Origin of the sequence: Rhodococcus sp. DMU2021 (genome assembly GCF_019641445.1) — a bacterium.
In the GTDB taxonomy this organism is placed as follows: Bacteria; Actinomycetota; Actinomycetes; order Mycobacteriales; family Mycobacteriaceae; genus Rhodococcus; species Rhodococcus pyridinivorans.
The window spans coordinates 111,152-137,332 of record NZ_JAIFKB010000009.1; the positions used below are offsets into that span (position 1 = coordinate 111,152).

Below are 26,181 nucleotides of genomic sequence, written 5' to 3' on the forward strand. Positions count from 1 at the left end.
ACCCGGTGCGGGGCGTCAGCGACCCGGCGGCACGATCAGGACCGGCCGGTGACTGTGCCGGAGCACGTGATCGGCCACCGACGACTGCAACAGGGACCGCAGACCGGTGGTGCCGCGGGTGCCGGTGACGATGATGTCGACGTCCAGCTCGTCGGCGGCCTCGATGATCGCCGACCACACCGCGTTGACGACCTCGACGGTGCGGCCCTCGGCGTGCAGACCCACCGAGCGGGCCATCTCGAGCCCCTCGTCGTTGGTGATGCGCGCGTCGGAGAGGGCGACGTCCTCGCTGTCCTCGTCGGGCACCCAGTCGGGTTGCATGACACCGGACAGGCCGGACATGCGGGCGGCCTGCCGGACCATCGGCTCCCAGGCGGTGACGACGACGGCACGGCACGACTCGAGGAAACGACCCGCATACTGCACGGCACGCTTCGAGTTCTCGGAACCGTCGTAGGCGATGAGGATCAGATCTGCGCCCACCGCGTACCCCCTGGGTCGGATTCGGATGCTCGGGTGCACCTTAACCCGCCGGAGCGTCCCCGGGGGAGGTTCGAGCTGTGGATCCGCGAGGTTCGTCCGCTACCGTCGGCACCATGCGGATCCGTCACACTGTCGCCGCCGTTCTCGCGGTCGCCCTCACCACCGCGGGATGCGGTTCGTCCGATTCGGGCGGCGACGACCCGGTCGAGACGACGTCCGACACCGCGCCCGCCTCGTCCACCACAGCGACCGCCACGACCACCGAGGCGACCGCGGCCGCGACGTCGGCGACCTGCGGCGACGATCTGCTCGCCCGGTTGACGCTGCGGCAGAAGCTCGCCCAGTTGCTCAACGTCGGGGTCACCGGAGCCGCCGACGCGCAGGCCGTCGTCGAATCCGAGCAGATCGGTGGCATCTTCATCGGCAGCTGGACCGACGCGTCGATGCTCACCGACCGTCTCGTGCCGCAGGTGGCCGCGCGGAGCGCATTGCCGCTCATGGTCACGATCGACGAGGAGGGCGGCCGCGTGTCGCGCGTGGGCGACCTGTTCGGGCCCGATCCGTCCGCGCGGGTGACGGCGCAGACGATGACGGTCGACGAGACCTACCGAATGGCGTTCGAACGTGGACAGGAACTGAAGTCGCTGGGCATCACGGTCGACTTCGCGCCGGACGTCGACGTGAGCAGCCAGCCCGACGACTCCGTCATCGGCGACCGCTCGTTCTCCGACGATCCCGAGGTCGTCACGCAGTACGCCGGCGCCTATGCGCGGGGACTGATCGACGCGGGCATCATGCCGGTGCTCAAGCACTTCCCGGGACACGGCTCGGCCTCCGGTGATTCGCACACCGGTGCCGTGACCACCCCACCGATCGAGCAACTGCAGCAGAGCGATCTCGTGCCGTACCGCAGCCTGGTCTCGCCCGAGGTGGGCGTCATGCTCGGCCACCTCGACGTGCCGGGTCTGACCGGCGGGCTGCCCGCGAGCATCAGCCCGGCAGCGGTGGACCTGCTCCGCTCGGGTGCCTACGGCGGCCCCGCCTTCGGTGGCGTGATCTTCACCGACGATCTGTCGGGGATGCGCGCGATCACCGACACCTACGGCATCACCGAGGCCGTCGAGGCCGCGATGGTGGCGGGCGTGAACCAGGCACTGTGGCTGACCACCGACGAGGTGCCCGCCGTGCTCGACCATCTCGAGCAGGTCGTCGCGGAGGGCACGCTCTCACCGGAATGGGTCGACGAGTCGGTACGGACCGTGACACGCGCGAAGGGCGCTCTGGACTGCTGAAATGTCGCAGGTTGCTTCGACCACAGGCTTCCTACCGTAGAGTAAGAACTTCATTCGAGGAGTCCGGGAGGAGTCATGGCGGGCGGAACCAAGCGACTGCCGCGTGCGGTCCGCGAGCAACAGATGCTGGACGCCGCCGTCGAAGTGTTCTCCGAGCACGGTTTCCACAACACATCCATGGACGCCATCGCGGCGCGGGCGTCGATCTCCAAGCCGATGCTCTACCTGTACTACGGGTCGAAGGACGAGTTGTTCGCGGCGTGTATCGCCCGCGAAGGGCAGCGGTTCGTCGAGGCACTCACACCGGCGGGCGACCCCACCCTCGCCCCGCGTGAACAACTGCGGGTCGCGCTCGAGTCGTTCCTCGGCTTCGTCGACGAGCACCGGCCGTCGTGGATGGTCCTCTATCGTCAGGCGCTGTCGCAGCAGGCCTTCGCGCCCCAGGTGCAGGGCAGCCGCGACCGGCTGATCGAACTCACCGCGCACTTGCTCGAATCGAGCACGCGCGATCCGGAACCCGACACGAACTTCACGATCATGGCCGTCGCGCTCGTCGGTGCCGGTGAGGCCGTCGCCGACCGCATCGCCGGCGGTGAGATCGATGTGCAGCAGGCAGCGGATCTGCTCGAGAACCTCGCATGGCGCGGTCTCGCGGGACGCAAGCGCTCCGATCAGATGCACTGATCCGTCCCGCCGGGAACACCTCGGCCACAAGGATATTCACCGCACGAGGGTTCGGGCGGGGCGGGACGCCCCCATCGCGTCCCGCCCCGCCCGAAATCTCGGTGATTCCCCGCCCTACCGCAGGGTGGCGGTCAGGTGCGGGTACTGCTTCTTCGGATGCCGCAGTGCGAGATCCCATCCGTCGGCGACGTGCTGCGCGTACAGGCTCAGCGACGACGGCAGCAGGACCGGCTTCCCGAATCGCACCGCGTAGGTCACCTTGCCGGGGATCCGTCCCTCGACGGCCGAGAGGGTGGCCGCCGCGCTCCACATGCCGTGGGCGATGGTCTTCGGGAATCCGAAGGCCTTGGCGCCCAGGGTCGACACGTGGATCGGGTTGCGGTCACCGGAGACCGCCGCATAGCGGTCGATGACCTTCTGGTCGACCCGCAGTGTGGAGGTGGGGACCGGGGGGATCTCCTCCTCCTTCGGCTCCGGCTTGGGCTGACCCGACAGCGACGTGCGCTGCTGGTGCAGGAAGGTCGACGTCTGCCGCCACACCAACTCGCGTCCGACGTTGACCTCGCTGACGAGATCGACGAGCAGGCCCTTACGGTGTTCGCGCATGTTCTCCGCGTGCACCGCGATGTCGAGCGGCTCGGTGACCGAGATCGGCCGGAACTGCTCGATCACGTTCTCGGCGTGCACGGAACCGACGGCGGCGAACGGAAAGCCCTTCGACACCATCAGTTTCATCACGAGCGGGAACGTGAGGATGAACGGATAGGTCAGCGGCAGGCTGTCGCCGAACCGCAACCCGCACACCTTGGTGTACTCGGCGAGATCGTCGGGATCGACCTTCAGCGACCGCAGGACCAGGACGTCGTCGGGCAGACTGTCGCCCGACGCGCCCACCACGGGCAGCGCCCCGAGCACGGCCCGGCTGTAGATGTCGAAGGTCGACGGCAGCGAGGACAGTTCGATCCGTGCCATCTAGGCCCCCAGCATGGACTGGCCGCACACGCGCACGACCTGCCCGGTCACGGCGCTCGACGCGGGGTTCGCGAACCACGCGACGGTCTCGGCGACGTCGACGGTCTCACCGCCCTGCTGCAGCGAGCTCATCAGACGACCGGCCTCGCGGGTGGCAACCGGGATCGCGGCCGTCATGGCGGTCTCGATGAAGCCCGGAGCGACGGCGTTGACGGTGATCTTCTTGTCGGCGAGCGCCTCGCTGGTCGCCTGGACGAGGCCGATGACACCGGCCTTCGAGGCGCCGTAGTTGGTCTGGCCGCGGTTACCGGCGATACCGGCGATCGACGACACGTCGATGACCCGGCCACCCTCCTTCAGCGCGCCCTTCTCGACGAGCACGTCGGTGATCTTCCGCGGGGCGATCAGATTCACGCCCATCACGGAATTCCAGCGAGCGGCGTCCATGTTGACGAGCAGCTTGTCGCGGGTGATGCCGGCGTTGTGGACGATGATGTCGGCGCCGCCGTGACGCTCGAGCAGGTGAGCGGCGAGCTTCTCGCCGGCGTCGGGGGCGGTGACGTCGAGCGCGAAGGCGGTGCCGCCGACCTTGTTGGCGGTCTGGGTCAGCGCGTCGCCTGCAGCGGGGACGTCGGCGGCGACGACGGTCGCGCCGTCGCGGGCGAGGACCTCGGCGATCGTCGCGCCGATGCCGCGGGCCGCGCCGGTGACGACCGCGACCTTGCCGGCAAGCGGGCGCTCCCAGGACTCGGGGGCGGTGGCGTCACCCTCACCGATGCGGATCACCTGGGCGTCGACGAAGGCCGACTTCGCCGAGAGCAGGAAGCGCAGCGTCGACTCCACGCCGGACAGGCCGGTCGCGGCCTTCGGGGAGACGTAGACGAGTTGCACGGTGGCACCGCGACGCAGTTCCTTGCCGACGCTGCGCGTGAAGCCCTCGAGGGCGCGCTGGGCGATGCGCTCGTCGACCGACCCGGCCTCCTCGGGCGTGGTGCCGAGTACGACGACGCGGCCGCTCGGGGCGAGATTGCGCAAGGTGGGCTGGAAGAATGTGAAGAGCTGTTCGAGCCCCGCGGGGTCGGTGATGCCGGTAGCGTCGAAGACGAGTGCGCCGAACTTCGTGTCGGACGGCTCGGCGAACGTGTAGTCGCTCAGGAGGTTGCGGATCGGTTCGACCAGGCGGCCGTTGCCGCCGAGCAGGACGGGGCCGGGGAGCGGGGGCTCGCCGGGCTGGTAGCGCCGGAGCTTCTCGGGCTGTGGCAGACCGAACTGCTTGGCGAGGAACGCTCCGGGTGCGGACGAGATGAGCTGGGCGTAGAGCTTGGGTGCGCCCTTGGCTTCGGCCACGATTCCACCTTCTTCGATTCGGTCGTCGGTGCAGTGTTCGACAGCAAGCGTGTTCGACAACAAACTTACCCGTGAGTAAGAATAGTAGCCAGAATTCGAATCCGTCCGAAACCGGGAGACACCAGTGACCACCAAAGCCCGTTCCACGCAGCAGCGCCGTGTCGCCGTTCTCGGAGGCAACCGGATCCCGTTCGCCCGGTCCGACCGCAAGTACGCCCGCGCGTCCAACCAGGACATGTTCACCGCCACCCTCGACGGTCTCGTCGGCCGCTTCAATCTGCAGGGTGAGCGCCTCGGTGCCGTCGTCGGCGGTGCGGTCCTCAAGCACGCCCGCGACTTCAACCTCGTCCGCGAGAGCGTGCTCGGCAGCGCGCTGAGCCCCTACACCCCGGCCTGGGATCTGCAGCAGGCCTGCGGCACCGGCCTGCAGTCGATCATCGCGGTCGGCGACGCCATCGCCGCCGGACGGATCGAGGCGGGTATCGGCGGCGGCGTCGACACCACCTCCGACGCCCCGATCGCCGTGAACAACCAGCTCCGCGAGTTCTTGCTCTCCCTGAACCGGGCCCGCACCACGGCCGACCGGGTCAAGCTGCTCGGTAACGTCCGCCCGTCGATGCTCGGCATCGAGATCCCGCGCAACGGCGAGCCGCGCACCGGCCTGTCGATGGGTGAGCACGCCGCGATCACCGCCAAGGAATTCGGTGTCTCCCGCGAGGCGCAGGACGAACTGGCCGTGGCGAGCCACCGCAACATGGCCGCCGCCTACGACCGGGGCTTCTTCGACGACCTCGTCACCCCGTTCCTCGGGCTGACCCGCGACGACAACCTGCGTCCCGACTCGTCGGTCGAGAAGCTGTCGACGCTGAAGCCGGTCTTCGGCACCAAGCTGGGCGACGCCACCATGACTGCCGGTAACTCGACGCCGCTCACCGACGGCGCGTCGGCCGCGTTGCTGGCGAGCGAGGAGTGGGCCGCCGAGCGCAAGCTCCCCGTGCTTGCCTACCTCGTCGACTCCGAGACCGCCGCGGTCGACTACATCCACGGTGGCGACGGGCTGCTCATGGCACCCACCTACGCCATCCCGCGCCTGCTGCAGCGCAACGGCCTGACCCTGCAGGATTTCGACTTCTACGAGATCCACGAGGCGTTCGCTTCCGTGGTGCTCGCCACCCTCCAGGCGTTCGAATCGGAGGAGTACTGCAAGGGCAAGCTGGGCCTCGACGCCCCGCTCGGCTCGATCGACCGCAGCAAGCTCAACGTCAACGGCTCGTCGCTCGCGGCCGGCCACCCGTTCGCCGCGACCGGCGGCCGGATCGTGGCCTCGCTGGCCAAGATGCTGCACGAGAAGAAGCAGGAGACCGGCAAGCCCGTCCGCGGCCTGATCTCCATCTGCGCCGCAGGTGGACAGGGTGTGACGGCGATTCTCGAGGCCTGATCGACACCCCTCGGAAGTCGTTGAGAGAAATAGTTCCGTTCGGTGTGTAACGCTCCGCGACGGACAGCGATAGACCCATCGACCCCGCGCTGCTGCCTGACCCCCGACCTGGTAGCAACGCGGGGTCTTCGCATTCCGGGCGCAGCCGCTCTGAACCGGGGCACTACCCTTGAAAGCAGGTAGTCGGCGCGCGAATTCGAAGGCGTGCCCAGCTTTGCGAAGGGATCTGGGTGAGCGGCAGCAACGGGACCGACGAGTCCCCTCACGAGCACGACGACGCACGGACCGAGAACATCGGTTCGTCGCCGGAATCCGCTCGTGAGGGTGAAGGCGCGTCGGCTCCTACCGAGCGGTTCGAAGCGGTCGATCCTCACCGGGAGGTGGCCGAGTCGCAGGCGAGTGATGTGACCGAGTCGCAAACCGAGGCCCCGGCTGCCTCGCAGGCTCCCACAGAGGTCCGAGCCGATGGCACGAACCAGGCGGCTCCCACCGGTGCTGACGAACCCCCGACCCAGAAGGTCCATCCCTCGGAGGAGCCCACCGCGGTCATCCCGGTCGTCGCGCCGGGAAACCGGGCACCGGGTGACGGATCGTCCGCCGCCACCGATCGGCTCCTCCGTTTGCAGGGGGAACAGAACCCGGCACAGCCCGGTCCCGAACAGGCGGGGGCTCCCATCCCACCCACGTCGACGGCAATGCCCTCGGCCGCCCACCCACCGCAGGGCGACCAGCCGACCCAGCAGATGCAGGCGGGTCCGCCGCCGCAGGGACCGCCTCCTGTCACTCCTCCGCCCACCGGCGGACCGCGAGGTTCCGGCGGAGACGGCGACGAACCGGGCAAGCCTGGATCGAATCTGCCCCGGCGCACGATCGCGCTCGTCGTCGGTGGCGTCGTCGCACTGTTCGCCGTGTTCTACGTGGCCGATCTGGCGTTGTCGTCGGGCAAGGTGCCGCGCGGTGTCACCGTCGCAGGTGTCGAGATCGGCGGCATGTCGCTCGACGCGGCGGAGGCAGAGCTCACCGAACAACTGACGCCGCGGCTCGACATGCCCGTCGACGTCACCGCCGGCGACACTCAGGGGCAGATCGTGCCCTCGGAGGCCGGGATCGGGATCGACTGGCCCGCGACCCTCGACCAGGTGGGTTCGCAGCCGCTCAATCCGTTCACGCGACTCGCGTCGTTCTTCGGGAACGACGAAGTCGGCGTGGTCTCCACACGCGACGAGGTCGCCTTGTCCGCAGCCATCGAAAAGGCCGCCGCTGCCGCCGCGCACGAACCGCGCGAGGGCAACATCGTCTTCGAGGACGGCACACCCGTTCCGGTGACGCCGCAGCCCGGCCAGCAGCTCGACGTCGCAGTCGCGGGCGACGTCTTCGCCGAGCGCTGGCCGTACGGTGATGTCTCGCTGCCCGTCGAGAGCGTCGACGTCACCGTCACCCGCGAGGGCCTCGACCGGGCGCTGGCGGAGGTCGCCGTTCCGGCCGTGGCACAGGATCTGGTCGTCCGGGGACTCGACGGGGCCGTCGGTGTGCTGCCGCGCGATGCGGTGGGCGCTGTCCTGTCGTTCGTGCCGGACGGTTCGGGCGGACTCGAACCGCAGTACGACACCGAGGCCGCGATCGGCATCCTGGCGCCGCAGCTCGCCCCGTCGGAGACCGAACCGAAGGATGCGCGGATCGTCCTCGACGGTGGTCGTCCGACGATCGTGCCCAGCGAGACCGGCGAGATGGTCGACTGGCCCGTCACCCTCGAGAGGTTGCCCGACCTGCTGAAGGAAGCGGGCGACCGCAGCACCGACGCGGTGTACAGGAAGGCCGAACCCGAACTCACCACCGAAGGCGCCGAGAAGCTCGGCATCAGGGAGGTGGTCTCGGAGTTCACCACCAGCGGCTTCGAATACGCTTCCGGCGTCAACATCCGGCTGGCCGCGCAGGAGATCAACGGCGCCATCGTGAAGCCGGGGGAGACCTTCTCCTTCAACGACTACACCGGTCCGCGCGGTGCGGCGCAGGGGTACATCGAGTCGGGCATCATCGAGGCCGGACGTCCCGGTAAGGCCGTGGGCGGTGGCATCAGCCAGCTCGCGACCACCCTCTACAACGCGACCTACTTCGCCGGGATGGAAGACGTCGAGCACACCGAGCACAGTTACTACATCTCCCGGTACCCGGCGGCCCGCGAGGCCACGATCTACGACGGCGCCATCGACCTGAAGTTCCGCAACCCGTTCGACACGGGCGTCCTGATCCAGACGATCGGCACGAGCTCGGACATCACGGTGCGCATCTGGGGCACCAAGACCGTCGACGTCCAGTCGGTCACCGGCAACCGCACGAACTTCACCTCGCCCAACACGATCACGTTGCCCGCCGGTTCGGCCTGCATTCCGTCGAGCGGCGCGCAGGGCTTCACCGTCACCGACACCCGGATCGTCACCGACGCACGGACGGGCGCGCAGATCTCGAGCGCGACCCGCACGGTCCGGTACGACCCGGTCCCGATCGTGAAGTGCATCAGCCCCGAACCGGAACCGAGCGACGAGCCCTCGGGCGGCGGCGACGCGACCTCCGGCGACACCGGATCGGAGGACGCCGAGGCCGAGGACGCACCGGCGCCCGCACCCGAATCGCCTGCGGCCGAAGCGCCGGCAGTCGAGGCACCTGCAGCGGGTGGAACCGAAGAGGAGTAGCGGACGTCCTCGAAACTTCGGGGAGGTTGTGTGCGGTTCCGGTGAAGGAACACGCACACAACCTCCCCTTACTTCGTCACTCCGGAAGCGGCACCACGTCGGGGATCTGGCCGTCGAGGAGGCGGAGCTGCTCCCGAGAAACGACGAGACCGACGTCGTGTGCGAAATCCGTGGGGGAAATCGCGCACAACGTCGGTCTCGTCTATCGCGCTACCGCCGTGAGCGGTTCATCAGAACGCTGCTTCGTCGAGCTCCATGATGTCGAGGTCGACGTCGGTGATGATCTGACGCGCGACGCTCAGCTCCGGCAGGACGTTCTTGGCGAAGAAGGACGCGGCCGCGACCTTGCCCTCGTAGAACGCCTTGTCCGAGGCATCGACGCCGGCGTCGAGCGCGGAGAGAGCGATCTCGGCGTGCTCGAGCAGCAGCCAGCCGATCATCAGGTCGCCGAACGCCTCGAGGAAACGGACCGAACCGAGGCCGACCTTGTACAGCTCGGTGGGCTGTTCCTGCGCACCCATGAGGTACTGGGTGAGCGTCGCGACCATCGTCTGGGTCTCGCCGAGCGCGGTGGCCAGGAGCGTGCGCTCCTTCTTCAGACGCTGGTCGGCGTCGTCGCGCTCGACGAACTTCTTGATCTCACCTGCGATGTGGGCGAGCGCCACGCCACGGTCGCGGGCGATCTTGCGGAAGAAGAAGTCCTGCGCCTGGATGGCCGTGGTGCCCTCGTACAGCGAGTCGATCTTCGAGTCGCGGATGTACTGCTCGATCGGGTAGTCCTGCAGGAAGCCCGAACCGCCGAGGGTCTGGAGCGAATCCTTCAGGTACTGGTAGGCCCGCTCGGAGCCGCAACCCTTGACGACCGGCAGCAGCAGGTCGTTGATGCGGTGCGCGAGAGCGGCGTCGGCACCCGAGACCTGCTCGGCGACGACGTCGTCCTGGTGCGCCGCGGTGTACAGGTACACGGCGCGCAGGCCCTCGGAGTAGGCCTTCTGCATCGCCAGCGAACGCCGCACGTCCGGGTGGTGCATGATCGACACGCGCGGGGCGGTCTTGTCGGACATCTGGGTCAGGTCGGCGCCCTGGATGCGCTCCTTGGCGTAGTCGAGGGCATTGAGGTAGCCGGTCGACAGGGTCGCGATGGCCTTCGTGCCGACCATCATGCGGGCGTGCTCGATGACGTCGAACATCTGTGCGATGCCGTTGTGGACCTCGCCGACGAGCCAGCCCTTGGCCGGAACGCCGTGGCCACCGAAGGTGACCTCGCAGGTCGCGGAGGCATTGAGGCCCATCTTGTGTTCGACGTTGGTGACGAACACGCCGTTGCGCTCGCCCAACTCGTCCTTCTCGAAGTCGAAGTGGAACTTCGGGACGAAGAACAGCGACAGGCCCTTGGTGCCGGGGCCGGCACCCTCGGGGCGGGCGAGGACGAGGTGGAAGATGTTCTCGAACAGGTCGTCGGAGTCGGCCGAGGTGATGAACCGCTTGACACCTTCGATGTGCCAGGAGCCGTCGTCCTGCTTGATCGCCTTGGTGCGACCGGCGCCGACGTCGGAACCGGCGTCGGGCTCGGTGAGGACCATGGTGGCGCCCCAGCCGCGCTCGACGCAGGTGGCGGCCCACTTCTTCTGCTCATCGGTGCCGTTGTCGTAGAGCACGCCTGCGAAGGCGGGGCCGGCCGCGTACATGAAGGCCGCGGGCTGGGCGCCGAGCATCATCTCGTTGACGGCCCACAGGAGGCTGCGCGGTGAGTCGGTGCCGCCGAGCTCCTCGGGGATGCCCATGGACCAGTAACCGGCGTCCCACCAGGCGCGGAACGACTTCTTGAACGGCTCGGGAAGCGACACCGAATGGGTCTCGGGGTCGAAGACCGGCGGGTTGCGGTCGGCGTCGGCGAAGCCTTCGGCTGCCGGCCCCTCGGTCAGTGTCTTGACCTCGGCGAGGATGCCGCGCGCGGTGTCCTCGTCCAGGTCGCCGAACTTGCCTGCTTCGAGGACCTTCTGAATCTTCAGGAACTCGAAGAGGTTGAACTCGAGGTCGCGGAGGTTGCTCTTGTAATGGCCCATGTCGTCGGTGTCTCCCAGTGTGGTGCGGTCCAGCTGGCTTCAAGTACCGCCCAAGTTATTACTCGTCGGTAACATCTCCATGTTACTCGTCGGGCAACTAACTGCCAAGAGGTGGTTTGCTCGCCACGACGAGCGCGTCGATCGCGGTTCCCGCATCGGTTTCCCGATATCGCCGTTCGGCAATCCTGATGTCCAATCTGCCGTCGATTTCCTCGACGAGATCGGTTGGTGTGTAGAGGATTTCCTTGTCCTGGGGTCCGCCCACTCCTTCGTCGGGATTTATTGCGTCGTGCCCCAGGAATATGAGGATTCCTTCAGGTTTCAGTGAATTGATCGCGTGGTCGAGAAGCGCCTTCCGCTGTGGCGGAGGAAAATGCAGGAAGACCGAGAGGATCAGGTCATACTCTCCGTCGAACGAGTCGGTCGTCACATCCGCGCGGACGTAGCGGAGCCGGTCTCGTGAGCGGGACGGCGCCTGCGCAGCGACCTGCCGGGCCTTGTCGAGGGCGACCTCGGAGAAGTCGACGCCCACGACTTCCCATCCGCGCGTCGCCAACCACAGGGAGTGACGACCTTCACCGCAGCCGAGATCGAGGGCGCGACCGTGCGGTAGCGACGTCACGTGTTCGACGATCACCGGATTGGGCGGCGCGCCCCAGATCAGTTCCGACGCCGCGTACTTCTCGTTCCAGGCCTGTGCATCCATGACCGCGACGCTAGTCTCGCGTGGCGATTGGGACCCCCGCTTGCGGTGAGGGTTACGGAAGCGCATCGTCGGGGTAGCGCTGTGACGAAATCGTGACCTGCGATATCGTTGACCGGATGCGATGTGCCGACACGCGGTACGTCGAGGAGGAGGAGTTCGTCTGATGGGTGCACAGATCGCTGTCCCTGCCCCGCTGAGGAACAGCGCGCTGCTCGGTCTGGGTGTGCACCGCCCCGAGCGCATCGTCACCAACGACGAGATCTGCCAGCAGATCGACTCGAGCGACGAATGGATCCAGTCGCGGTCCGGCATCAAGGAGCGCCGCTTCGCGAAGCAGCATCCGGAGGAGTCGGTCGTCGACATGGCGACGAGCTCCGCCGAGCAGGCCCTCGTGGCCGCCGGCCTCACGGGTGCGCAGATCGACACCGTGATCGTCGCGACCTCCACCTACCCCTTCCAGACCCCGCAGGCCGCGGCTCTCGTCGCCGACCGCATCGGCACCGGCGGCGCCGCGGCGCTCGACATCCAGGCCGGCTGCGCGGGCTTCTGCTACGCCCTCGGTGTCGCCTCCGATCTCGTGCGCGCCGGAACGGCCGAGCACGTGCTCGTCGTCGGTGTCGAGCGCATGAGCGACACCACCGAGCCCACCGATCGCTCGGTGCGCTTCATCTTCGGCGACGGTGCCGGTGCCGTGGTCGTCGGCCCGTCCGACGAGGTCGGCGTCGGTCCCACCGTCTGGGGCTCCGACGGTTCGCAGGCCAACGCGATCCGTCAGGAACCCGACTGGGTCGATTTCGCCACCAACCCGGACCAGAAGCGTCCCTGGATCATCATGGAGGGCACCGCGGTCTTCCGCTGGGCCGCCTTCGAGATGAGCAAGTTCGCCCGGCAGATCGCCGACAAGGCCGGCGTGGCCCTCGCGGACCTCGACGCCTTCGTCCCGCACCAGGCCAACCTGCGCATCAACGACGTCATCGTCAAGCAGCTCGAACTGCCCGAGACCGTCGCGGTCGCCGACGACATCATCGAGACCGGCAACACCTCCGCCGCGTCCATCCCGCTGGCGATGGAGAAGATGCTGCGCACCGGCCAGGTCGGGGTCGGATCCACCGCGCTGCTCCTCGCATTCGGTGCCGGCCTGTCCTATGCGGGCCAGGTCGTGAAGATGCCCCCGCTCGCGAAGTAGGAAGCAGCGGTAGCAATACGACTTCGTAGCAGTATCGACATATGGCGAGTATTCGCACGTCGTCCGTTCCCCGTTGGGTCTGGATCCTGTGCTTCGTCGTGGTCTCCGTGGCCGTCGTCCTCCTCGAACCGATGGGGGACGACGAGCCGGGCGGTACCGGCGGGGGCACGGTCGAGAACCCCTCCGAAGCCCTTGAGGCGCTGGAGGCACTGCCCGTCCGGCCCGCCGAATCGCAGAGCGGCTACGACCGCTCACTGTTCGGCTCGGCGTGGACCGACGAAGTGACCGTCGACCTGGGGCGTAACGGCTGCGACACTCGTAACGACATCCTGCAGCGCGATCTCGTCGACGTCTCCTTCGAGCCCGGGAAGAAGCAGTGCACGGTCACTGCCGGCACGCTCGAGGACCCGTACACGGGGAAGACGATTTCCTTCCGTCGCGGGGTCGAGACCTCGTCCGCCGTGCAGATCGACCACGTCGTCGCCCTGTCGGATGCGTGGAAGAAGGGCGCCCGCCATCTGGACGACCAGCAGAAGCGGAATCTTGCGAACGATCCGCGCAACCTGATTGCCGTCGACGGCCCCACCAACCAGGGCAAGGGCGACTCCGACGCGTCGGAGTGGCTGCCGCCGAATACCGCCTTCCATTGCGAGTACGTCGTGCGGCAGATCGAGGTGAAGACGACCTACGAACTGTGGGTCACCCAGGCTGAACACGACGCGATGTCGCGGATCCTCTCCTCCTGCTGATACCGCTTCCTGCTGATCACGCCTCCAGCAGGGCCCGCGCGATGTCGTCCTCCGACATCAGTACGTGCGCCGCGGCCGGCCCGAGGGGCACGTAGCTGTCGTGGGAGGTGACCCGCGTGATCCGGCCCTGCCACGCATCGTCGACGAGTGTCGCGACGACCGATTCCGCGACACCTCCGCTGCGGCGCGTCTCGTCGACCACCACCACGCGCTCGAAGCGGCGGACGTGTTCGAGCAGCGCGGTCGTCGGCAGCGGCGACAACCACTGCAGGTCGAGGACGGTTGCCGCGACTCCCGCGCGACGGACGGCACGCAGACTCATCGGCACCCCGTTCCCGAAAGTCACCACCAGCACGTCGCGCCCGTCGCCGTAGACGCACACCGATCCCGGTGGAAGCCCGGCGGTGTCGGGGATCTGCTGCCACAGTCCGTCGCCCTCGTCGTAGAGGTCGCGCCGGTGGTACAGCGCGATCGGTTCCAGGTAGACGCACACCCGGCCCTCCTGACGAGCCAGCTCGACGCACGTGCGCAGCAGGGCGCCGGCCGTGGCGGGTGAACTCGGCACGGCCAGCACGAGACCGGGGATGTCGCGCAGCACGGCGACGGAATCGTCGTTGTGGAAGTGCCCGCCGAAGCCGCGCTGGTAGGGCAGGCCAGCGATGCGCACGACCATCGGATTGCGGTACCGCCCGTCGGAGAAGAACGCCAGACTCGCCGCCTCCCCGCGCAACTGGTCCTCGGCGTTGTGCAGGTAAGCCAGGTACTGGATCTCCGGGATCGGCAGCATGCCCGCGACGGCGAAGCCCAGCGCGGTGCCGAGGATCGTCTGCTCGTCGAGCAGGGTGTCGAACACGCGCAGGCGCCCGAAGCGCTCCTGCAGCCCTCGGGTGACGCCGTAGACCCCGCCTTTGAGGCCGACGTCCTCGCCGAACACGCAGGCGTGGGGATCCTCCTCGAGGAGCTGTCCGAGCGTGCGGGTGACGGCCCGGGCGAGCGTGAGCGGTTCACCGGCAGGATGCGGATCGTCGTCGACGAGCACGAGCCCGGATTCGAGCGGGCGCATCACGTCGGCGGCGGTCGCCAGTCGCGGCGGCCGGGTCAGTGAGTCCGCGACGGAGCCGACCTCGACCCGTATCCGCTCGTACCGGTCGAGAACCCCTGCCGCATCGAGCATTCCGCGTGCGACGAGTTCACGGGCCGTACCCACCAGTGGGTCCCGCTCGTGGTCCGCGGCAAGATCCGACGGGCTGCGGTAGGCCGACTCGACGTCGGAACCGGCATGGCCGAGGAAACGCACTGCCCGCACGTGCAACAGGACCGGAGCCCGGGTCGTGCGCACCGTCTCCACGGCATCGGTTGCGGCAGCGAGCATCTCCACCGCATCGGCGCCGTCCACCGACCGGTACTCGATCCCCGGATACGACGACAGCGACCGCTCGAGCCAGCCGGGCGGGGTGGGCACACTGATGCCGAGTCCGTTGTCCTCACACACCAGCAGCAACGGCAACGGCAACCCGCGGTGCCGGCAGTAGGCGGCCGCGTTCAGGGCGCCGACGGCCGTCGAATGGTTCGCCGAGGCATCACCGAAACTGCACACCACCACCGAATCCCACGGCCACGCCGCGTCGAGCCCGAGTCGCTGCATCCGCGGTAGCGCGAGGGCGAGACCGACGGCCCGCGGCATGTGCGAGGCGATGGTCGACGTCTGCGGCAGGATGTTCAGGCCGGCGTTGCCGAACACCTTGTGCCGGCCCGCCGAGATCGGATCGAGCGTGGACGCCGCACATCCGGCGAGCACGTCGCGGATCGGGGTGCTGTCCTCGACGAGCGACGCGCGAGCCGCGTAGAAACCGCCCGAACGGTAGTGCAGCAGAGCGGGATCCGTCACCCGCGTGCACAGGCCCAGCGCGGCGTTCGATTCGTGGCCCGCCGATGCGATGGTGTAGAAGCCTTCGCCGCGTCCCTGCAGGGTGCGGGCCGCGACATCGAGGTGCCGCGACTGCACCTGGGCGTCGAAGTACCGCGCCAACAGGTCGTCGTCGACCTGCCGGTCGACCGGACGCGTCGGCGGTGCGTGCCCGGGCAGAGCGCGCACCGCGGTGACGAAACGTTCGTCGAGTTCGTCGGCGGCGGTCACTCCTTCTTTCTACGCCCGATCACCTCGGAAGGAGGTGGATCGGCCCCCCGTCGTTCGGGAACGGCAACGACGTGAAGTTCATCGGCGCGACGTAGTCGGCCGGCACGTGCCAGCGGAAACGCAACAGCAGATGGTGCAGCACCGTCTTGATCTCCGCTCCCGAGAGATGCATGCCAGGCACCGATGCGCGCCACCGCCGAAGGGCGCCCACGCGTACTTGTGCACCTTGTCCTCGCGGCGCTCCGGCGAGAACCGCTCGGGAAGCGTGCATCACATCTCGGTTGCGTCGATTCGTCCCACGGGACGGTCGCTGGTCGGGCGTGCGGGTGCGTGCCATGCTGGCGCCATGGACGTCGAACGCCCCAAGCTCGAAGGCACCGTCGCGGTCGGGGAGGGCCGCCGGCTCGGTTTCGCCGAGTTCGGGTCGGCCCAGGGCCGCACGGTGTTCTGGCTGCACGGCACGCCGGGTGCGCGCCGCCAGGTTCCCATCGAGGCCCGCGCCTTCGCCGAACGGAACCACATCCGCCTCATCGGGATCGACCGCCCGGGGATCGGCTCGTCGACACCGCACATCTATGAGAACGTCCTCGCGTTCAGCGACGACCTGCGCATCGTCGCCGACACCCTCGGGGTCGACCGCATGGCCCTCGTCGGACTGTCCGGCGGCGGCCCCTACACCCTCGCCGCGGCCTATGCACTGCGCGAACGGGTCGTCGCGGCTGCGGTCCTCGGCGGTGTGGCACCGGTCGTCGGTCCCGAGTCGATCGACAGCAACCTGATGAAGCTGGGCGCCTTCGTCGCGCCGGCACTGCAGACCGCGGGCGTCCCCATCGGCGTGGCGATGAGCGCGGCGATCCGCGTGGTGCGCCCGTTCGCGTCGCCGATCATCGACCTGTACGGACGGTTCTCACCCGAGGCCGACCGCCGCCTGCTCGCCCGTCCCGAGTTCAAGACGATGTTCCTCGACGACCTGCTCAACGGCAGCCGACGTCAGATCTCCGCGCCGTTCGCCGACATCGTCGTATTCACCCGCGACTGGGGTTTCCGCGTCTCCGACGTGAAGGTGCCCGTGCGGTGGTGGCACGGCGACACCGACCACATCATCCCGATCGAGCACGGCCTGCACATGGTGGACCTGCTGCCCGACGCCCAGTTCCACCACCTGCCCGGCGAGAGTCATCTCGGGGGTCTCGGTGCGTCGGAGGAGATCCTCACTACGGTTCTGAAGTTGTGGGACCAGGACTGACCGAGGGCGAACGCCCGCTGCCGAGAGCGTTGCACCTGCGACCGTCGGCGCTGGCGGCGGTCGCCGTGGGCGGTCTGCTCGGGACGAGTGCCCGCTACGGCCTCGGCCGGTGGTTCCCCGTCGAGTCCGGGGGCTGGCCGGTCACGACCTTCGCGATCAACGTCCTCGGTGCGCTGCTGCTCGGATTCCTGCTCGAGGCACTGATCCGCATCGGTCCCGACACCTCCTGGGGTCAGGTGGTCCGGCTCGGGGTGGGCACCGGTGCGCTGGGCTCGTTCACTACCTACAGCGCGCTCGCGGTCGACACCGACCTGCTGCTGCGCGACGGTGAACTCGTCGCCGCGGCAACCTATGCGCTCGGCACGATGCTCGTCGGCCTTCTCGCGACCGGCATCGGTGTCGCGCTGGGCGCGTGGTTCGGGAGTCGCCGAGCGGCACGGCGATGATCGCGGTGTGGGTGGCGTTGGCAGGCAGCGCCGGTGCGGTGACGCGGTTCGTCGTCGACAGTGCTCTGCGTGCCCGCTCCGGATCGTCCCTGCCGTGGCCGACCGTGCTGATCAACGTCATCGGTTCGTTGCTGCTGGGGCTGCTCACCGGTGCGGTGCTGTTCCACGACGCCGCCGCGGAGTTGCTCGCCGTCGTCGGGGTGGGGTTCTGCGGCGGGTTCACCACCTTCAGCACGACCAGCGTCGACTCCGTCCGCCTGATCGTGGCGCGCCGCTACGGTGCCGCCTGCGCGATCGCGCTGGGCACCCTGGCGACCACGCTCATCGCGGCGGCCGCCGGGCTCGCTCTCACCGCCGTGTGGTGATCAGCGAGCGCGGTCGATGAGGCCGAGCACCGAGCGCAGTTCGTCGGCGTCGACCTGCCCGGGTGCCGAGGCGGTGCCGACCATCCCGAACGTCGCCGCCGATCCGAAGACCTGCCCGGCGATCCGCGACACCACGCCGAGGCCGCCCATCGACATGGTGATCAACGGGCGGTCGGCGTGGTCCTCGTGCATGGTGCGGGTCGCGTCGAGCAGGGTGAGCACGTCGGCCGTCGACTGCGGCATGACGGCGATCTTGCAGATGTCGGCGCCGAGTTCCTGCATCTCGCGTAGCCGCGCGACGATCTCGTCCTTCGGCGGAGTGGCGTCGAAGTCGTGGTTCGACGCCACCACCGCAATACCGCAGGCGTGGGCCGCCGCGACGATCCGCTCGACGGCGGCACGGTCGCGGCGGTACTCGACGTCCACCAGATCCACCGCGCCGCTCTCGGCGAGTGCGACCGTCAGATCGGCGTACGCCTCGTCGTCGATCGCGATCTCGCCGCCCTCGTCGGCGGTGCGGCAGGTCGCGAGCAGGGGAGTGCCCTGCAACTGCTCGGACAACGAGCCGGCCTGCGCGACCACCGAGGCGACGTCGTCGACGGTGTGGAAGAAGTCCACGCGCCATTCGACGACGTCGGCCCGCTCGGCGACGGCCGCGATCTGTTCGCGCAGCGCCTCGGGGGTGCGGCCGGTGACGGGGACGAGGATCGTGGGTGCGCCTTCACCGATCACCACGTCCTTGACGCGAACCGGTGTGATCGTTCGTCCCACGTGCCGTCTCCGTTCCCTCGTCCGATGATCGGCCTATTCGATCACGACCGCTTCGAACCGCTGTCCGCAGTGTCCGCACCGGCCTCGGTCCCCTCGACGACCACGACGGCGTCGTCCTTCGCCGCCTTCGACGGGTCGGCGATCGCCTCGCCACGCGCGACCATGAGTGCTTCGTCGGAGAGCGGGATCTCCTTGATGAAGCACGCCAGGACGAATGCGATGAGCAGGAACGGGATGAGGTACCAGAACACCGGCGCCAGCGAGTCGGCGTAGGCGTCGACGATGCCTTCGCGGACGGGATCGGGCAGCAGCTTCATCGCCGCCGGATCGACGGTCGCGGTGGCCTGGCCGGCCTGCTCCGGTGTCGCACCGGCCGCGGTGAAGACCTCGACGAGCTTCTCCGCCAGGCGGTTGGTGAAGATGGTGCCGAAGATCGCGACACCGAGCGCCGCACCGACCTCACGGAAGTAGTTGTTCGAGCTCGTCGCGGTGCCGATCTCGTCGGCGGGCACCGCGTTCTGCACGATCAGGATGACGACCTGCATGATCAGGCCGAGACCCAGACCGAAGACGAACAGCATCGAGCAGATCACCCACAGCGGGGTGTCGCCCTCGAGGGTGGTCAGCCACAGCATGCCCGCCGCGGTGATGAGCGAACCGACGATCGGATAGATCTTGTAGCGCTGGGTCTTGGTGATGGCCAGACCCGAGCCGATCGAGGTGATCATCAGACCGGCCATCATCGGCAGCAGCAACAGACCCGAGACCGCGGCCGAGGTGCCCGACGACATCTGCAGGAAGGTCGGCATGAACGCGATCGCCGAGAACATGCCGAGGCCGAGGACGAAACCGATGGCCGTGGCGTTGACGAAGATCGAGTTGCGGAACAGCGACAGCGGGATGATCGGATCCTGCGCCCGCGACTCGACGAGCACGAACAGGCACACGAACACCACGAGTCCGGCGCCGAACATCCACGTGAGCGGAGCGGTCCAGCCGCGATCGGCGTCGCCACCGAAATCCGTGAAGAAGATCAGGCAGGTCGTGGCGAGGGAGAGCGTGAGCACGCCGAGGATGTCGATCCGCTTCGTCGGCTTCTTCACCGGCAGGCGCAGCGCGAACCAGGTGATGACGAACGCGATGATGCCGACCGGCACGTTGATGTAGAAGCACCACTCCCACGTCGAGTGGTCGACGAAGAAGCCGCCGATCAGCGGGCCACCGACGGCCGACAGACCGAAGATCGCGCCGAGCGGGCCCATGTACTTACCGCGTTCGCTCGCGGGCACGATGTCGGCGATGATCGCCTGCGACAGGATCATCAGACCGCCACCGCCGAAGCCCTGGATCGCGCGGAAGACCACGAAGGTCCAGAAGTCGTCGGTCATCGAGCACGCCGCGGAGGCGAGGGTGAACACGCCGATCGCGATGAGGAACAGGTACCGGCGCCCGAAGACGTCGCCGAACTTGCCGTAGATCGGCATCACGATGGTCACCGCGAGCAGGTAGGCGGTGGTGATCCACGCCTGGTGTTCGACGCCGCCGAGTTGCCCGACGATCGTGGGCATGGCAGTGGAGACGATCGTCTGGTCCAGGCTGGCGAGCATCATGCCCGCGATGAGCGCGGAGAAGATGATCCAGATCCGTCGCTGGGTGAGAACCAGAGGTTCCGAAGTGGTGGTCACGGTGTTCCTGTCGGAATAGGAATATCGAGCTGTCAGGCGAAGGTGGCCTGCACAGAGGTGAGGCGATCGGAAATTGTTGCACTCGGTAACTTCTGCTGCAAGGCAATTTCCTCCGGGTCACTCGAACCAGGACCGCACGGGCGGTTTGACCCACATGATCTTCTCGTCCTCGTCGGTGCGGACCGCTGCCGGATGATCCGGGTGCTTCTGCGCCCACGCCGTCTTCTCGTCCATCAATCTCGCGGCGAGTTCCCAGGTCTCCATCGTGCGCGGCGGATGCGCATCCGCGGCCCGCGCCAGCTTGCGTCGCGTCTCGTCGGTCATGGCGAGCAGTTCGGCTCCCGAGATGCCGCGGTTCCATGCATACCGGGCCAGGGTCACGGCCTTGTCCCGCCGGTTCTTCTCGGCGCGATCGGTGTGGGCGAAGTCGGCGTCGCTCATGCTCCGAAGGTACGCGCCGGCCCGGATCGGGTTCACCGTCGACGATCCCGGATCCGGCCACGACGGTGCTGCCGTCTGTCTACCCTCGATGAGGGGGCCGAGGAGGCGTGATGACGGCCGACGAGATCCCGGAGGGCACACCCGACACGGTCGTGGCCCGTGCCGCCCGGCCGCCGCGGGTGCCGGTGTTCGACCCGACCCTCGGCATCGACGTTCCCCGGTCTTTCCGCGGCACACCGCCACACCGATTGGTGGCGCTCGGCGACTCCCTGCTGCAGGGCTTCCAGAGCGGCGCGATCTACAACACCGACGTCTCCGTCCCGGCGATCGTCGCCCACGAGCTCGGCGCCGATCTCCGATACCCGCGCTTCGGTGGACCGGGCGGACTGCCGCTGAACGTCGAAGTGCTGTTGCGCCGGATCGAGGAGCGGCACGGATCGACGCTGCAACCGTGGGAGCTGCCGACGGCGCTGTTCACGGCGCGCGGCTTCATGGACGAGGTCGAGGACTACTGGGAACGCGGACCCGGCGCGACACCACCGCTCGTCGGATATCTCCACAACCTGTCGTGTTTCGGCTGGGATCTGCGCGACGCGCTGCAGAAGACCGCCCGCGTCTGCGCCGAACGCATCGCAACACCCCGCGACGATCTCGTGCGGCAACTCGTCGAGAACAACGGGGAGCGGGCGGCGCTGTACGTCTATCCGAACACCGACGACCGGCGCCGCGAGATGACACTGTTCGACGTCGCGGCCGAACTCGGTGCCGAGCACGACGGCGACACCGAGGCGGGCATCGAGACACTCGTCGTCTTCCTCGGTTCGAACAACGCGCTGCAGACCGTCACCGAATTGCAGGTCGTGTGGAGCGGCGACGACTTCCGCGACCTCGACGCGAAACAGGCCTACACGATCTGGCGGCCCGAACATTTCGACAGCGAGTTCGCGGCGGTCGTCGCGAAGCTCCGCGACATCGACGCGCGGCACGTGGTGCTGTGCACCGTCCCGCACGTCACCATCGCCCCGATCGCCCGGGGGATCGGGACGAAGAACGGCTCGCCGTACTTCCCCTACTACACCCGGCCGTGGGTGGACGCGCGCCGCTTCGATGCGAGCCGCGACGAACACATCACCGGTGCGCAGGCCCGCATGGTCGACGCCGCGATCGACCTGTTCGACGAGACGATCACCGAAGCGGTCGCCGACGCGCGACGTGCCGGACTGGACTGGTATCTGCTCGACACCGCGGGCATCCTCGACCGCCTGGCCGCGCGCCGCTACGTCGACGACCTCGATGCGCGACCCGCGTGGTGGCAGCCGTACCGGCTACCGCCGACGCTCGCCGCGCTCGACCCGGTACCGGACACGCGTTTCCTGTCGGCCGACGGTCACGGCGGTCGCGACAGCGGGGGATTGTTCTCCCTCGACGGTGTGCACCCGACGACGGTCGCCTACGGGATCCTCGCCCAGGAGATCATCGACGTGATGGTGCGTGCCGGCGTCGAATTCCGGTCGCCGAACGGAACGGTGCGAAACGGTCCTGTCGCCGTGGATTTCGAGCGTCTGCTCCGGCACGACACCCTTGTGCGTACGCCACCGCAGAATATCGATTCGACGCTGTCGATCCTGGGGTGGGTCGACGAGGTGCTCGACGTGTTCCGGGTGCAGTTGCGTTTCGGTCTGTGAGGGATCAGGTCAGGTTGATGACGTGAGCGTGTGTCGCCACGGCGTCCTGCATCTTCTTCCGCGACAGCGAGCGCGGACCGCACGCGCATCCCGACGGAATGGCGTCGTCCTCGAACTGCGTCACCTCCAGGGTGTCCACATACTCCGAATTGAGTGATGTGCCGTTGTGCGGTGTCGCTTCGCGGTCGCGGTTGCCGCGGCCGCCGGGACCGCTGCGGGAGACCACGACCTGACCCTCGGTGGTGTTGTACACCGCCGCTACGGTGTGGCCCTTGGGACAACGAACCTTGAGGACGGCCTTCTCGGTGCGCTGGGGTCCGAGTTCCTTCACTGCGGCGAGTGCGAGCTTGCGACGTTCGGTAGGGGGTGTCGTGGCGATATCCATTTTCCTATTCCACCTCACAGTGTCGGGGTTCACAGGGCTTCGGCAGAACCGCTTCGGGGTTTGTTTTCAGATGATCTCGTCGGTGAGCCGGTGCGGTGTGCCGAATCGATGAGCGGTGATCGTGACGGACTGTTCGGCCAGGAACGGCAGCATTTCGATTCGTCCGGATCCGGTCACCGGATGGTCGAACACCGCGATGTCGCATCGGGTGTTCCATTCGGCGGGCGGCGCTGCGCCGATCAGGCGGACACGCGCCGGGGTCGTGTCGACGATCCGTTCCTCCCATTCCACATCACTCTCCACGCGCACGCGACCGCCGAAACGTGCTGTATTCGAGCATCTTACGAGATCGACGGCGAAAGCCGAAGAGATTTCCACCGGCGCGCCCGCCCGGGCCGCGGCACCGAGCACGCGCACGAGTTCGTCGGGCCGCCCGGCCTCACCGAGGCGTACGTGTGTGCGAACGGGCCGGTACCGGAACAGGTTCCGCTCTGCCGAGAGTCCTGTGACATCTTGTGCCACAGCGAATTCCGACGTCCATGCTCGCTCGTCGTCCTCGAACGCCCGGCGCAGCGTGTCCTCGTCCCAGGCGCACGGTTCCCAGGAACCGAAGCCGAAGAGATAGTTCGGCCCGCCCGCCTTGAAGCCCGCTCCCACCGACGACTTCTTCCAACCCCCGAAGGGTTGCCGTCGCACGATGGCACCGGTGATACCGCGATTGACGTACACATTCCCGGCCTGCACCCGATCGAGCCAGCGGGCGATCTCGTCCGAATCCAGCGAGTGCAGACCCGCCGTGAGCCCGTAGTCCACCTCGTTCTGGATCGCGATCGCCTCGTCCAGATCGGCCGCGGTCATCACCCCCAGCACCGGACCGAAGAACTCGACGAGATGCGTGCGCGACCCGCCTCGCACCCCGGTGCGCACACCGGGCGTCCACAGCCGGCCCTCCTCGTCGAGCCGGCGCGGTTCGACGAGCCACGACTCGCCGTCGTCGAGTTCGGTGAGCGCGGTGAGCAGTTTGCCCTGCGCCGGTTCGATCAACGGCCCCATACGTGTTCGCGGATCGTGCGCAGGCCCGACCGGCAGTGACCGCACCGCGTCGACGAGCTGGTCGCGGAACCGGCGGGAGGTCGCCACGGAGCCGACGAGGATCACGAGCGACGACGCCGAGCACTTCTGCCCGGCATGCCCGAACGCCGACTGCGCGACGTCGCGCACCGCCAGATCCGGATCGGCGCTCGGCGTCACGACGATCGCGTTCTTGCCGCTCGTCTCGGCGAGCAGTCGCATCCCCGGACGCAGCGAACGGAAGAGTTCGGCGGTCTCGTAGGCACCGGTGAGCACCACCCGGTCGACGCGCGGGTCGGAGACGAGCTTCGTGCCCAGCGACCGTTCGTCGGCGTGGACGAGGTGCAGGACGTCGCGGGGCACGCCGGCATCCCACATCGCCTCGGCGAGCACCGACCCGCACCGAGCCGTGAGCGTCGCGGGCTTGAGGACCACCGCCGAACCGGACGCCAACGCCCCGAGCGTCGACCCCGCCGGGATCGCGACCGGGAAGTTCCACGGCGGCGTCACGACGGTGAGGGTCGACGGCACGAACCGCGCACCGTCGATCTCGTCGAGCGCGCGGGCCCGCTCGGCGTAGTACCGCGCGAAGTCGATCGCTTCCGAGACCTCCGGATCGGACTGGTCGAGCGTCTTACCGCCCTCGGCCGCCATCACCTCGAGCAGATCGGCGCGCCGCGCCTCGAGCACATCGGCCACCTGTTCGAGGATCCGTGCGCGTTCGGCACCGCTGCGGGCACCCCAGACACGACCGGCCGCGTTCGCGTCGACCAGCACGCGCTCGAGGTCGTCCTCGGAGGAGAGGGTGTGGGCGCGCACGGTGTCGATACCGAGTTTCGACGACGGCACCCGCTCGAGGATGCGGCGCCCCCACTCCCGGTTCTGCGGCAGGGACGGATCGGTGTCCGGCGTGTTCGTGAACACCGGCGGCGCAGGGGTGGGAGGACCCTGCCGGTTCTGCGTGCGGTTGGGGAAGGGGACGCTGTCGTCGAGCGCCGCCACCGACGCACGGAACCGCTGCTCCTCGCGTCCGAACAGGACGGGATCGTCGGCCAGATCGAACACCGCCGACATGAAATTCTCCTGCCCCGAACCCTCGTCGAGCCGACGCACCAGATACGAGATCGCGACGTCGAACTCGTCGGGGCGGACGACGGGTGTGTAGAGCAACAGGCTGCCGACGTGTCGACGGATCACCTCGGCCTGGCTCTGCGCCATGCCGAGGAGCATCTCGAAGTCGATCCCGTTGCGCACCTGCCGGCGACCGGCGAGCTCCCACGCGTAGGCGATGTCGAAGAGATTGTGCCCGGCCACCCCGATCCGCACGTTCTCGATCCGCTCGGGCGTGAACGCGTAGTGCAGCAGCCGCTTGTAGTTCGTATCGGTCTCCTGCTTGGTGCTCCACGTCGCGAGCGGCCATCCGTGCAGCGACGCGTCGACCCGTTCCATCGGCAGGTTGGCGCCCTTGACCACCCGGATCTTGATCGCGGCGCCGCCGCCTGCGCGTCGCGCCGCCGCCCACCGCTGCAGTTCGATCATGGCGGTCAGGGCGTCGGGCAGATACGCCTGCAGCACGATTCCGGCCTCGAGATGGAGGAACTCGGGACGGTCGAGCAGCGTCGTGAACGCCGCGACCGTCACGTCCAGGTCGTGGTACTCCTCCATGTCGAGATTGACGAACTTCGGCGTCGGCGAGGTCGCGGCGAGACGGTACAGCGGGGTGAGCCGCTCGACGATGTCCGCGACGGTCTCGTCGAACGCCCATGGCGAGTGCGGCGCGACGGCCGCCGAGACCTTGAGCGAGACGTAGTCGACGTCGTCACGTGCCAGCAACGCATGGGTGCCCTCGAAACGGCGACGCGCCTCGGCCTCGCCGAGGACGGCTTCGCCCAGCAGGTTGAGGTTGAGCCGGATGCCGGGGCGTTGCAATCGTGCGATGGCCCGGCCCAGCGCGGCATCGTCGGTGTCGACGACGAGGTGCCCGACCATCGTCCGGAGCGCGCGACGCGCGGCGGGGACGACGAGGTGCGGGAAGCGGGGACCGATCGCACCGCCCGCCCGCACGGCCGCGCGGAGGTGGCCGGGAAGGAAATCCGGTATGTTCCGCGACAATTCGGCAAGGGCATGCGCTGCGGTCGCCGGATCCTCGGGGCGGATGACCTCGTCGACGAAGCGCACGGTGAACTCGAGTCCGTGGGGATCCTTCAGAACGTCGGCGAGGTGGCGGGCCGCACGGTCGGGTGCGACCTTCGACGATTCCTCCACCCACCGGCGGGCCAGGGCGACAGCATCCTCGACGATCCGCACGATGCGCCTCCGATCGACGGCGTTTCGAA

The 26,181-nt window shown here is 68.2% G+C and carries 21 protein-coding genes and 1 pseudogene; 10 read left to right on the forward strand and 12 right to left on the reverse strand.

Annotated elements, in window-relative coordinates; all coding sequences use genetic code 11:
• Positions 1-15: 15 nt before the first annotated feature.
• Complete coding sequence (locus K3M35_RS14320) at positions 16-483, reverse strand: universal stress protein (RefSeq protein ID WP_019290888.1); 468 nt, start codon at positions 481-483, stop codon at positions 16-18.
• A gap of 113 nt (positions 484-596) precedes the next feature.
• On the opposite strand from K3M35_RS14320, the gene K3M35_RS14325 reads away from it, so the two are divergent.
• On the forward strand, positions 597-1,775 hold the full coding sequence (locus K3M35_RS14325; RefSeq protein ID WP_024102046.1) for a glycoside hydrolase family 3 N-terminal domain-containing protein: 1,179 nt from the start codon (positions 597-599) through the stop codon (positions 1,773-1,775).
• Positions 1,776-1,850: 75 nt separating this feature from the next.
• Positions 1,851-2,459: a TetR/AcrR family transcriptional regulator gene (locus K3M35_RS14330; protein WP_006552668.1), complete on the forward strand. Its 609-nt coding sequence runs from the start codon at positions 1,851-1,853 to the stop codon at positions 2,457-2,459.
• Between the two features lie 114 nt (positions 2,460-2,573).
• On the opposite strand, the gene K3M35_RS14335 is transcribed toward K3M35_RS14330, so the two are convergent.
• Complete coding sequence (locus tag K3M35_RS14335) at positions 2,574-3,431, reverse strand: MaoC/PaaZ C-terminal domain-containing protein (RefSeq protein WP_006552667.1); 858 nt, start codon at positions 3,429-3,431, stop codon at positions 2,574-2,576.
• Positions 3,432-4,778: a 3-oxoacyl-ACP reductase gene (locus K3M35_RS14340; RefSeq protein WP_019290889.1), complete on the reverse strand. Its 1,347-nt coding sequence runs from the start codon at positions 4,776-4,778 to the stop codon at positions 3,432-3,434.
• Between the two features lie 124 nt (positions 4,779-4,902).
• Here K3M35_RS14340 and K3M35_RS14345 point away from each other — a divergent pair, with 124 nt between their 5' ends.
• Together K3M35_RS14345 and K3M35_RS14350 are read left to right on the forward strand one after the other, a co-directional pair.
• The gene (locus K3M35_RS14345) at positions 4,903-6,216 is read left to right on the forward strand and encodes an acetyl-CoA C-acetyltransferase (RefSeq protein ID WP_006552665.1); all 1,314 of its coding nucleotides are present in this window, start codon (positions 4,903-4,905) and stop codon (positions 6,214-6,216) included.
• A 230-nt stretch (positions 6,217-6,446) separates the two neighbouring features.
• Entirely contained in the window at positions 6,447-8,906 is a 2,460-nt protein-coding gene (locus tag K3M35_RS14350) for a VanW family protein (protein ID WP_220666577.1), read from the forward strand.
• A gap of 230 nt (positions 8,907-9,136) precedes the next feature.
• On the opposite strand, the gene K3M35_RS14355 is transcribed toward K3M35_RS14350, so the two are convergent.
• Entirely contained in the window at positions 9,137-10,972 is a 1,836-nt protein-coding gene (locus K3M35_RS14355) for an acyl-CoA dehydrogenase (protein WP_006552663.1), read from the reverse strand.
• 97 nt (positions 10,973-11,069) lie between these two features.
• Positions 11,070-11,678: a bifunctional 2-polyprenyl-6-hydroxyphenol methylase/3-demethylubiquinol 3-O-methyltransferase UbiG gene (locus K3M35_RS14360; protein WP_006552662.1), complete on the reverse strand. Its 609-nt coding sequence runs from the start codon at positions 11,676-11,678 to the stop codon at positions 11,070-11,072.
• Between the two features lie 163 nt (positions 11,679-11,841).
• Here K3M35_RS14360 and K3M35_RS14365 point away from each other — a divergent pair, with 163 nt between their 5' ends.
• Both K3M35_RS14365 and K3M35_RS14370 read left to right on the forward strand, forming a co-directional pair.
• Positions 11,842-12,864, forward strand: coding sequence for a beta-ketoacyl-ACP synthase III (locus K3M35_RS14365; protein ID WP_006552661.1), 1,023 nt, complete (start codon positions 11,842-11,844; stop codon positions 12,862-12,864).
• A gap of 41 nt (positions 12,865-12,905) precedes the next feature.
• On the forward strand, positions 12,906-13,613 hold the full coding sequence (locus K3M35_RS14370; protein WP_024102037.1) for an HNH endonuclease family protein: 708 nt from the start codon (positions 12,906-12,908) through the stop codon (positions 13,611-13,613).
• Positions 13,614-13,629: 16 nt separating this feature from the next.
• Here the strand turns inward: K3M35_RS14370 and K3M35_RS14375 are convergent, their stop codons facing one another.
• Positions 13,630-15,750, reverse strand: a complete 2,121-nt coding sequence (locus K3M35_RS14375; RefSeq protein WP_220666578.1) for a thiamine pyrophosphate-dependent enzyme — start codon at positions 15,748-15,750, stop codon at positions 13,630-13,632.
• Between the two features lie 19 nt (positions 15,751-15,769).
• Positions 15,770-16,011: pseudogene (locus K3M35_RS14380) on the reverse strand (cytochrome P450); the annotation flags it as partial.
• An 85-nt stretch (positions 16,012-16,096) separates the two neighbouring features.
• On the opposite strand from K3M35_RS14380, the gene K3M35_RS14385 reads away from it, so the two are divergent.
• From K3M35_RS14385 to crcB, 3 genes are read left to right on the forward strand one after another with little or no spacing between them, the layout of a single operon-like run.
• Positions 16,097-16,996, forward strand: coding sequence for an alpha/beta fold hydrolase (locus K3M35_RS14385; protein ID WP_006552657.1), 900 nt, complete (start codon positions 16,097-16,099; stop codon positions 16,994-16,996).
• Positions 16,981-17,442 carry a CrcB family protein gene (locus K3M35_RS14390; RefSeq protein ID WP_220666579.1) on the forward strand — a complete coding sequence of 154 codons (462 nt, stop codon included), beginning with the start codon at positions 16,981-16,983 and terminating at the stop codon, positions 17,440-17,442. Before K3M35_RS14385 ends, K3M35_RS14390 begins: the two co-directional genes overlap by 16 nt.
• Positions 17,439-17,807 (forward strand): fluoride efflux transporter CrcB, encoded by a 369-nt coding sequence (gene crcB, locus K3M35_RS14395; RefSeq protein ID WP_006552655.1) that lies wholly within the window; start codon positions 17,439-17,441, stop codon positions 17,805-17,807. The genes K3M35_RS14390 and crcB overlap by 4 nt, the downstream gene beginning before the upstream one ends.
• Here crcB and aroD read toward each other — a convergent pair whose 3' ends face one another.
• The 3 genes from aroD to K3M35_RS14410 form a co-directional block, all read right to left on the reverse strand.
• Positions 17,808-18,578, reverse strand: coding sequence for a type I 3-dehydroquinate dehydratase (gene aroD / locus K3M35_RS14400; protein ID WP_220666580.1), 771 nt, complete (start codon positions 18,576-18,578; stop codon positions 17,808-17,810).
• 41 nt (positions 18,579-18,619) lie between these two features.
• Positions 18,620-20,263 carry an MDR family MFS transporter gene (locus K3M35_RS14405; protein ID WP_217579467.1) on the reverse strand — a complete coding sequence of 548 codons (1,644 nt, stop codon included), beginning with the start codon at positions 20,261-20,263 and terminating at the stop codon, positions 18,620-18,622.
• Positions 20,264-20,380: 117 nt separating this feature from the next.
• Positions 20,381-20,704 (reverse strand): hypothetical protein, encoded by a 324-nt coding sequence (locus K3M35_RS14410; RefSeq protein WP_024102029.1) that lies wholly within the window; start codon positions 20,702-20,704, stop codon positions 20,381-20,383.
• A gap of 110 nt (positions 20,705-20,814) precedes the next feature.
• Between K3M35_RS14410 and K3M35_RS14415 the strand changes: the two genes are divergently transcribed.
• The gene (locus tag K3M35_RS14415; RefSeq protein WP_220666581.1) at positions 20,815-22,389 is read left to right on the forward strand and encodes a hypothetical protein; all 1,575 of its coding nucleotides are present in this window, start codon (positions 20,815-20,817) and stop codon (positions 22,387-22,389) included.
• A gap of 4 nt (positions 22,390-22,393) precedes the next feature.
• Here the strand turns inward: K3M35_RS14415 and K3M35_RS14420 are convergent, their stop codons facing one another.
• Entirely contained in the window at positions 22,394-22,774 is a 381-nt protein-coding gene (locus tag K3M35_RS14420) for a hypothetical protein (RefSeq protein ID WP_016696235.1), read from the reverse strand.
• Positions 22,775-22,840: 66 nt separating this feature from the next.
• The gene (locus K3M35_RS14425) at positions 22,841-26,152 is read right to left on the reverse strand and encodes a bifunctional proline dehydrogenase/L-glutamate gamma-semialdehyde dehydrogenase (RefSeq protein WP_220666582.1); all 3,312 of its coding nucleotides are present in this window, start codon (positions 26,150-26,152) and stop codon (positions 22,841-22,843) included.
• Between the last annotated feature and the right edge of the window lie 29 nt (positions 26,153-26,181).

Bases quoted from the DNA above. Each gene is read 5' to 3' on its own strand.
- K3M35_RS14325 (WP_024102046.1), top strand. From the start codon at position 597: ATGCGGATCCGTCACACTGTCGCCGCCGTTCTCGCGGTCGCCCTCACC.
- K3M35_RS14335 (WP_006552667.1), bottom strand. From the start codon at position 3,431: ATGGCACGGATCGAACTGTCCTCGCTGCCGTCGACCTTCGACATCTAC.
- K3M35_RS14330 (WP_006552668.1), top strand. From the start codon at position 1,851: ATGGCGGGCGGAACCAAGCGACTGCCGCGTGCGGTCCGCGAGCAACAG.
- K3M35_RS14420 (WP_016696235.1), bottom strand. From the start codon at position 22,774: ATGGATATCGCCACGACACCCCCTACCGAACGTCGCAAGCTCGCACTC.
- K3M35_RS14365 (WP_006552661.1), top strand. From the start codon at position 11,842: ATGGGTGCACAGATCGCTGTCCCTGCCCCGCTGAGGAACAGCGCGCTG.
- crcB (WP_006552655.1), top strand. From the start codon at position 17,439: ATGATCGCGGTGTGGGTGGCGTTGGCAGGCAGCGCCGGTGCGGTGACG.
- K3M35_RS14355 (WP_006552663.1), bottom strand. From the start codon at position 10,972: ATGGGCCATTACAAGAGCAACCTCCGCGACCTCGAGTTCAACCTCTTC.
- K3M35_RS14410 (WP_024102029.1), bottom strand. From the start codon at position 20,704: ATGAGCGACGCCGACTTCGCCCACACCGATCGCGCCGAGAAGAACCGG.
- K3M35_RS14415 (WP_220666581.1), top strand. From the start codon at position 20,815: ATGACGGCCGACGAGATCCCGGAGGGCACACCCGACACGGTCGTGGCC.
- K3M35_RS14370 (WP_024102037.1), top strand. From the start codon at position 12,906: ATGGCGAGTATTCGCACGTCGTCCGTTCCCCGTTGGGTCTGGATCCTG.
- K3M35_RS14360 (WP_006552662.1), bottom strand. From the start codon at position 11,678: ATGGATGCACAGGCCTGGAACGAGAAGTACGCGGCGTCGGAACTGATC.
- K3M35_RS14385 (WP_006552657.1), top strand. From the start codon at position 16,097: ATGGACGTCGAACGCCCCAAGCTCGAAGGCACCGTCGCGGTCGGGGAG.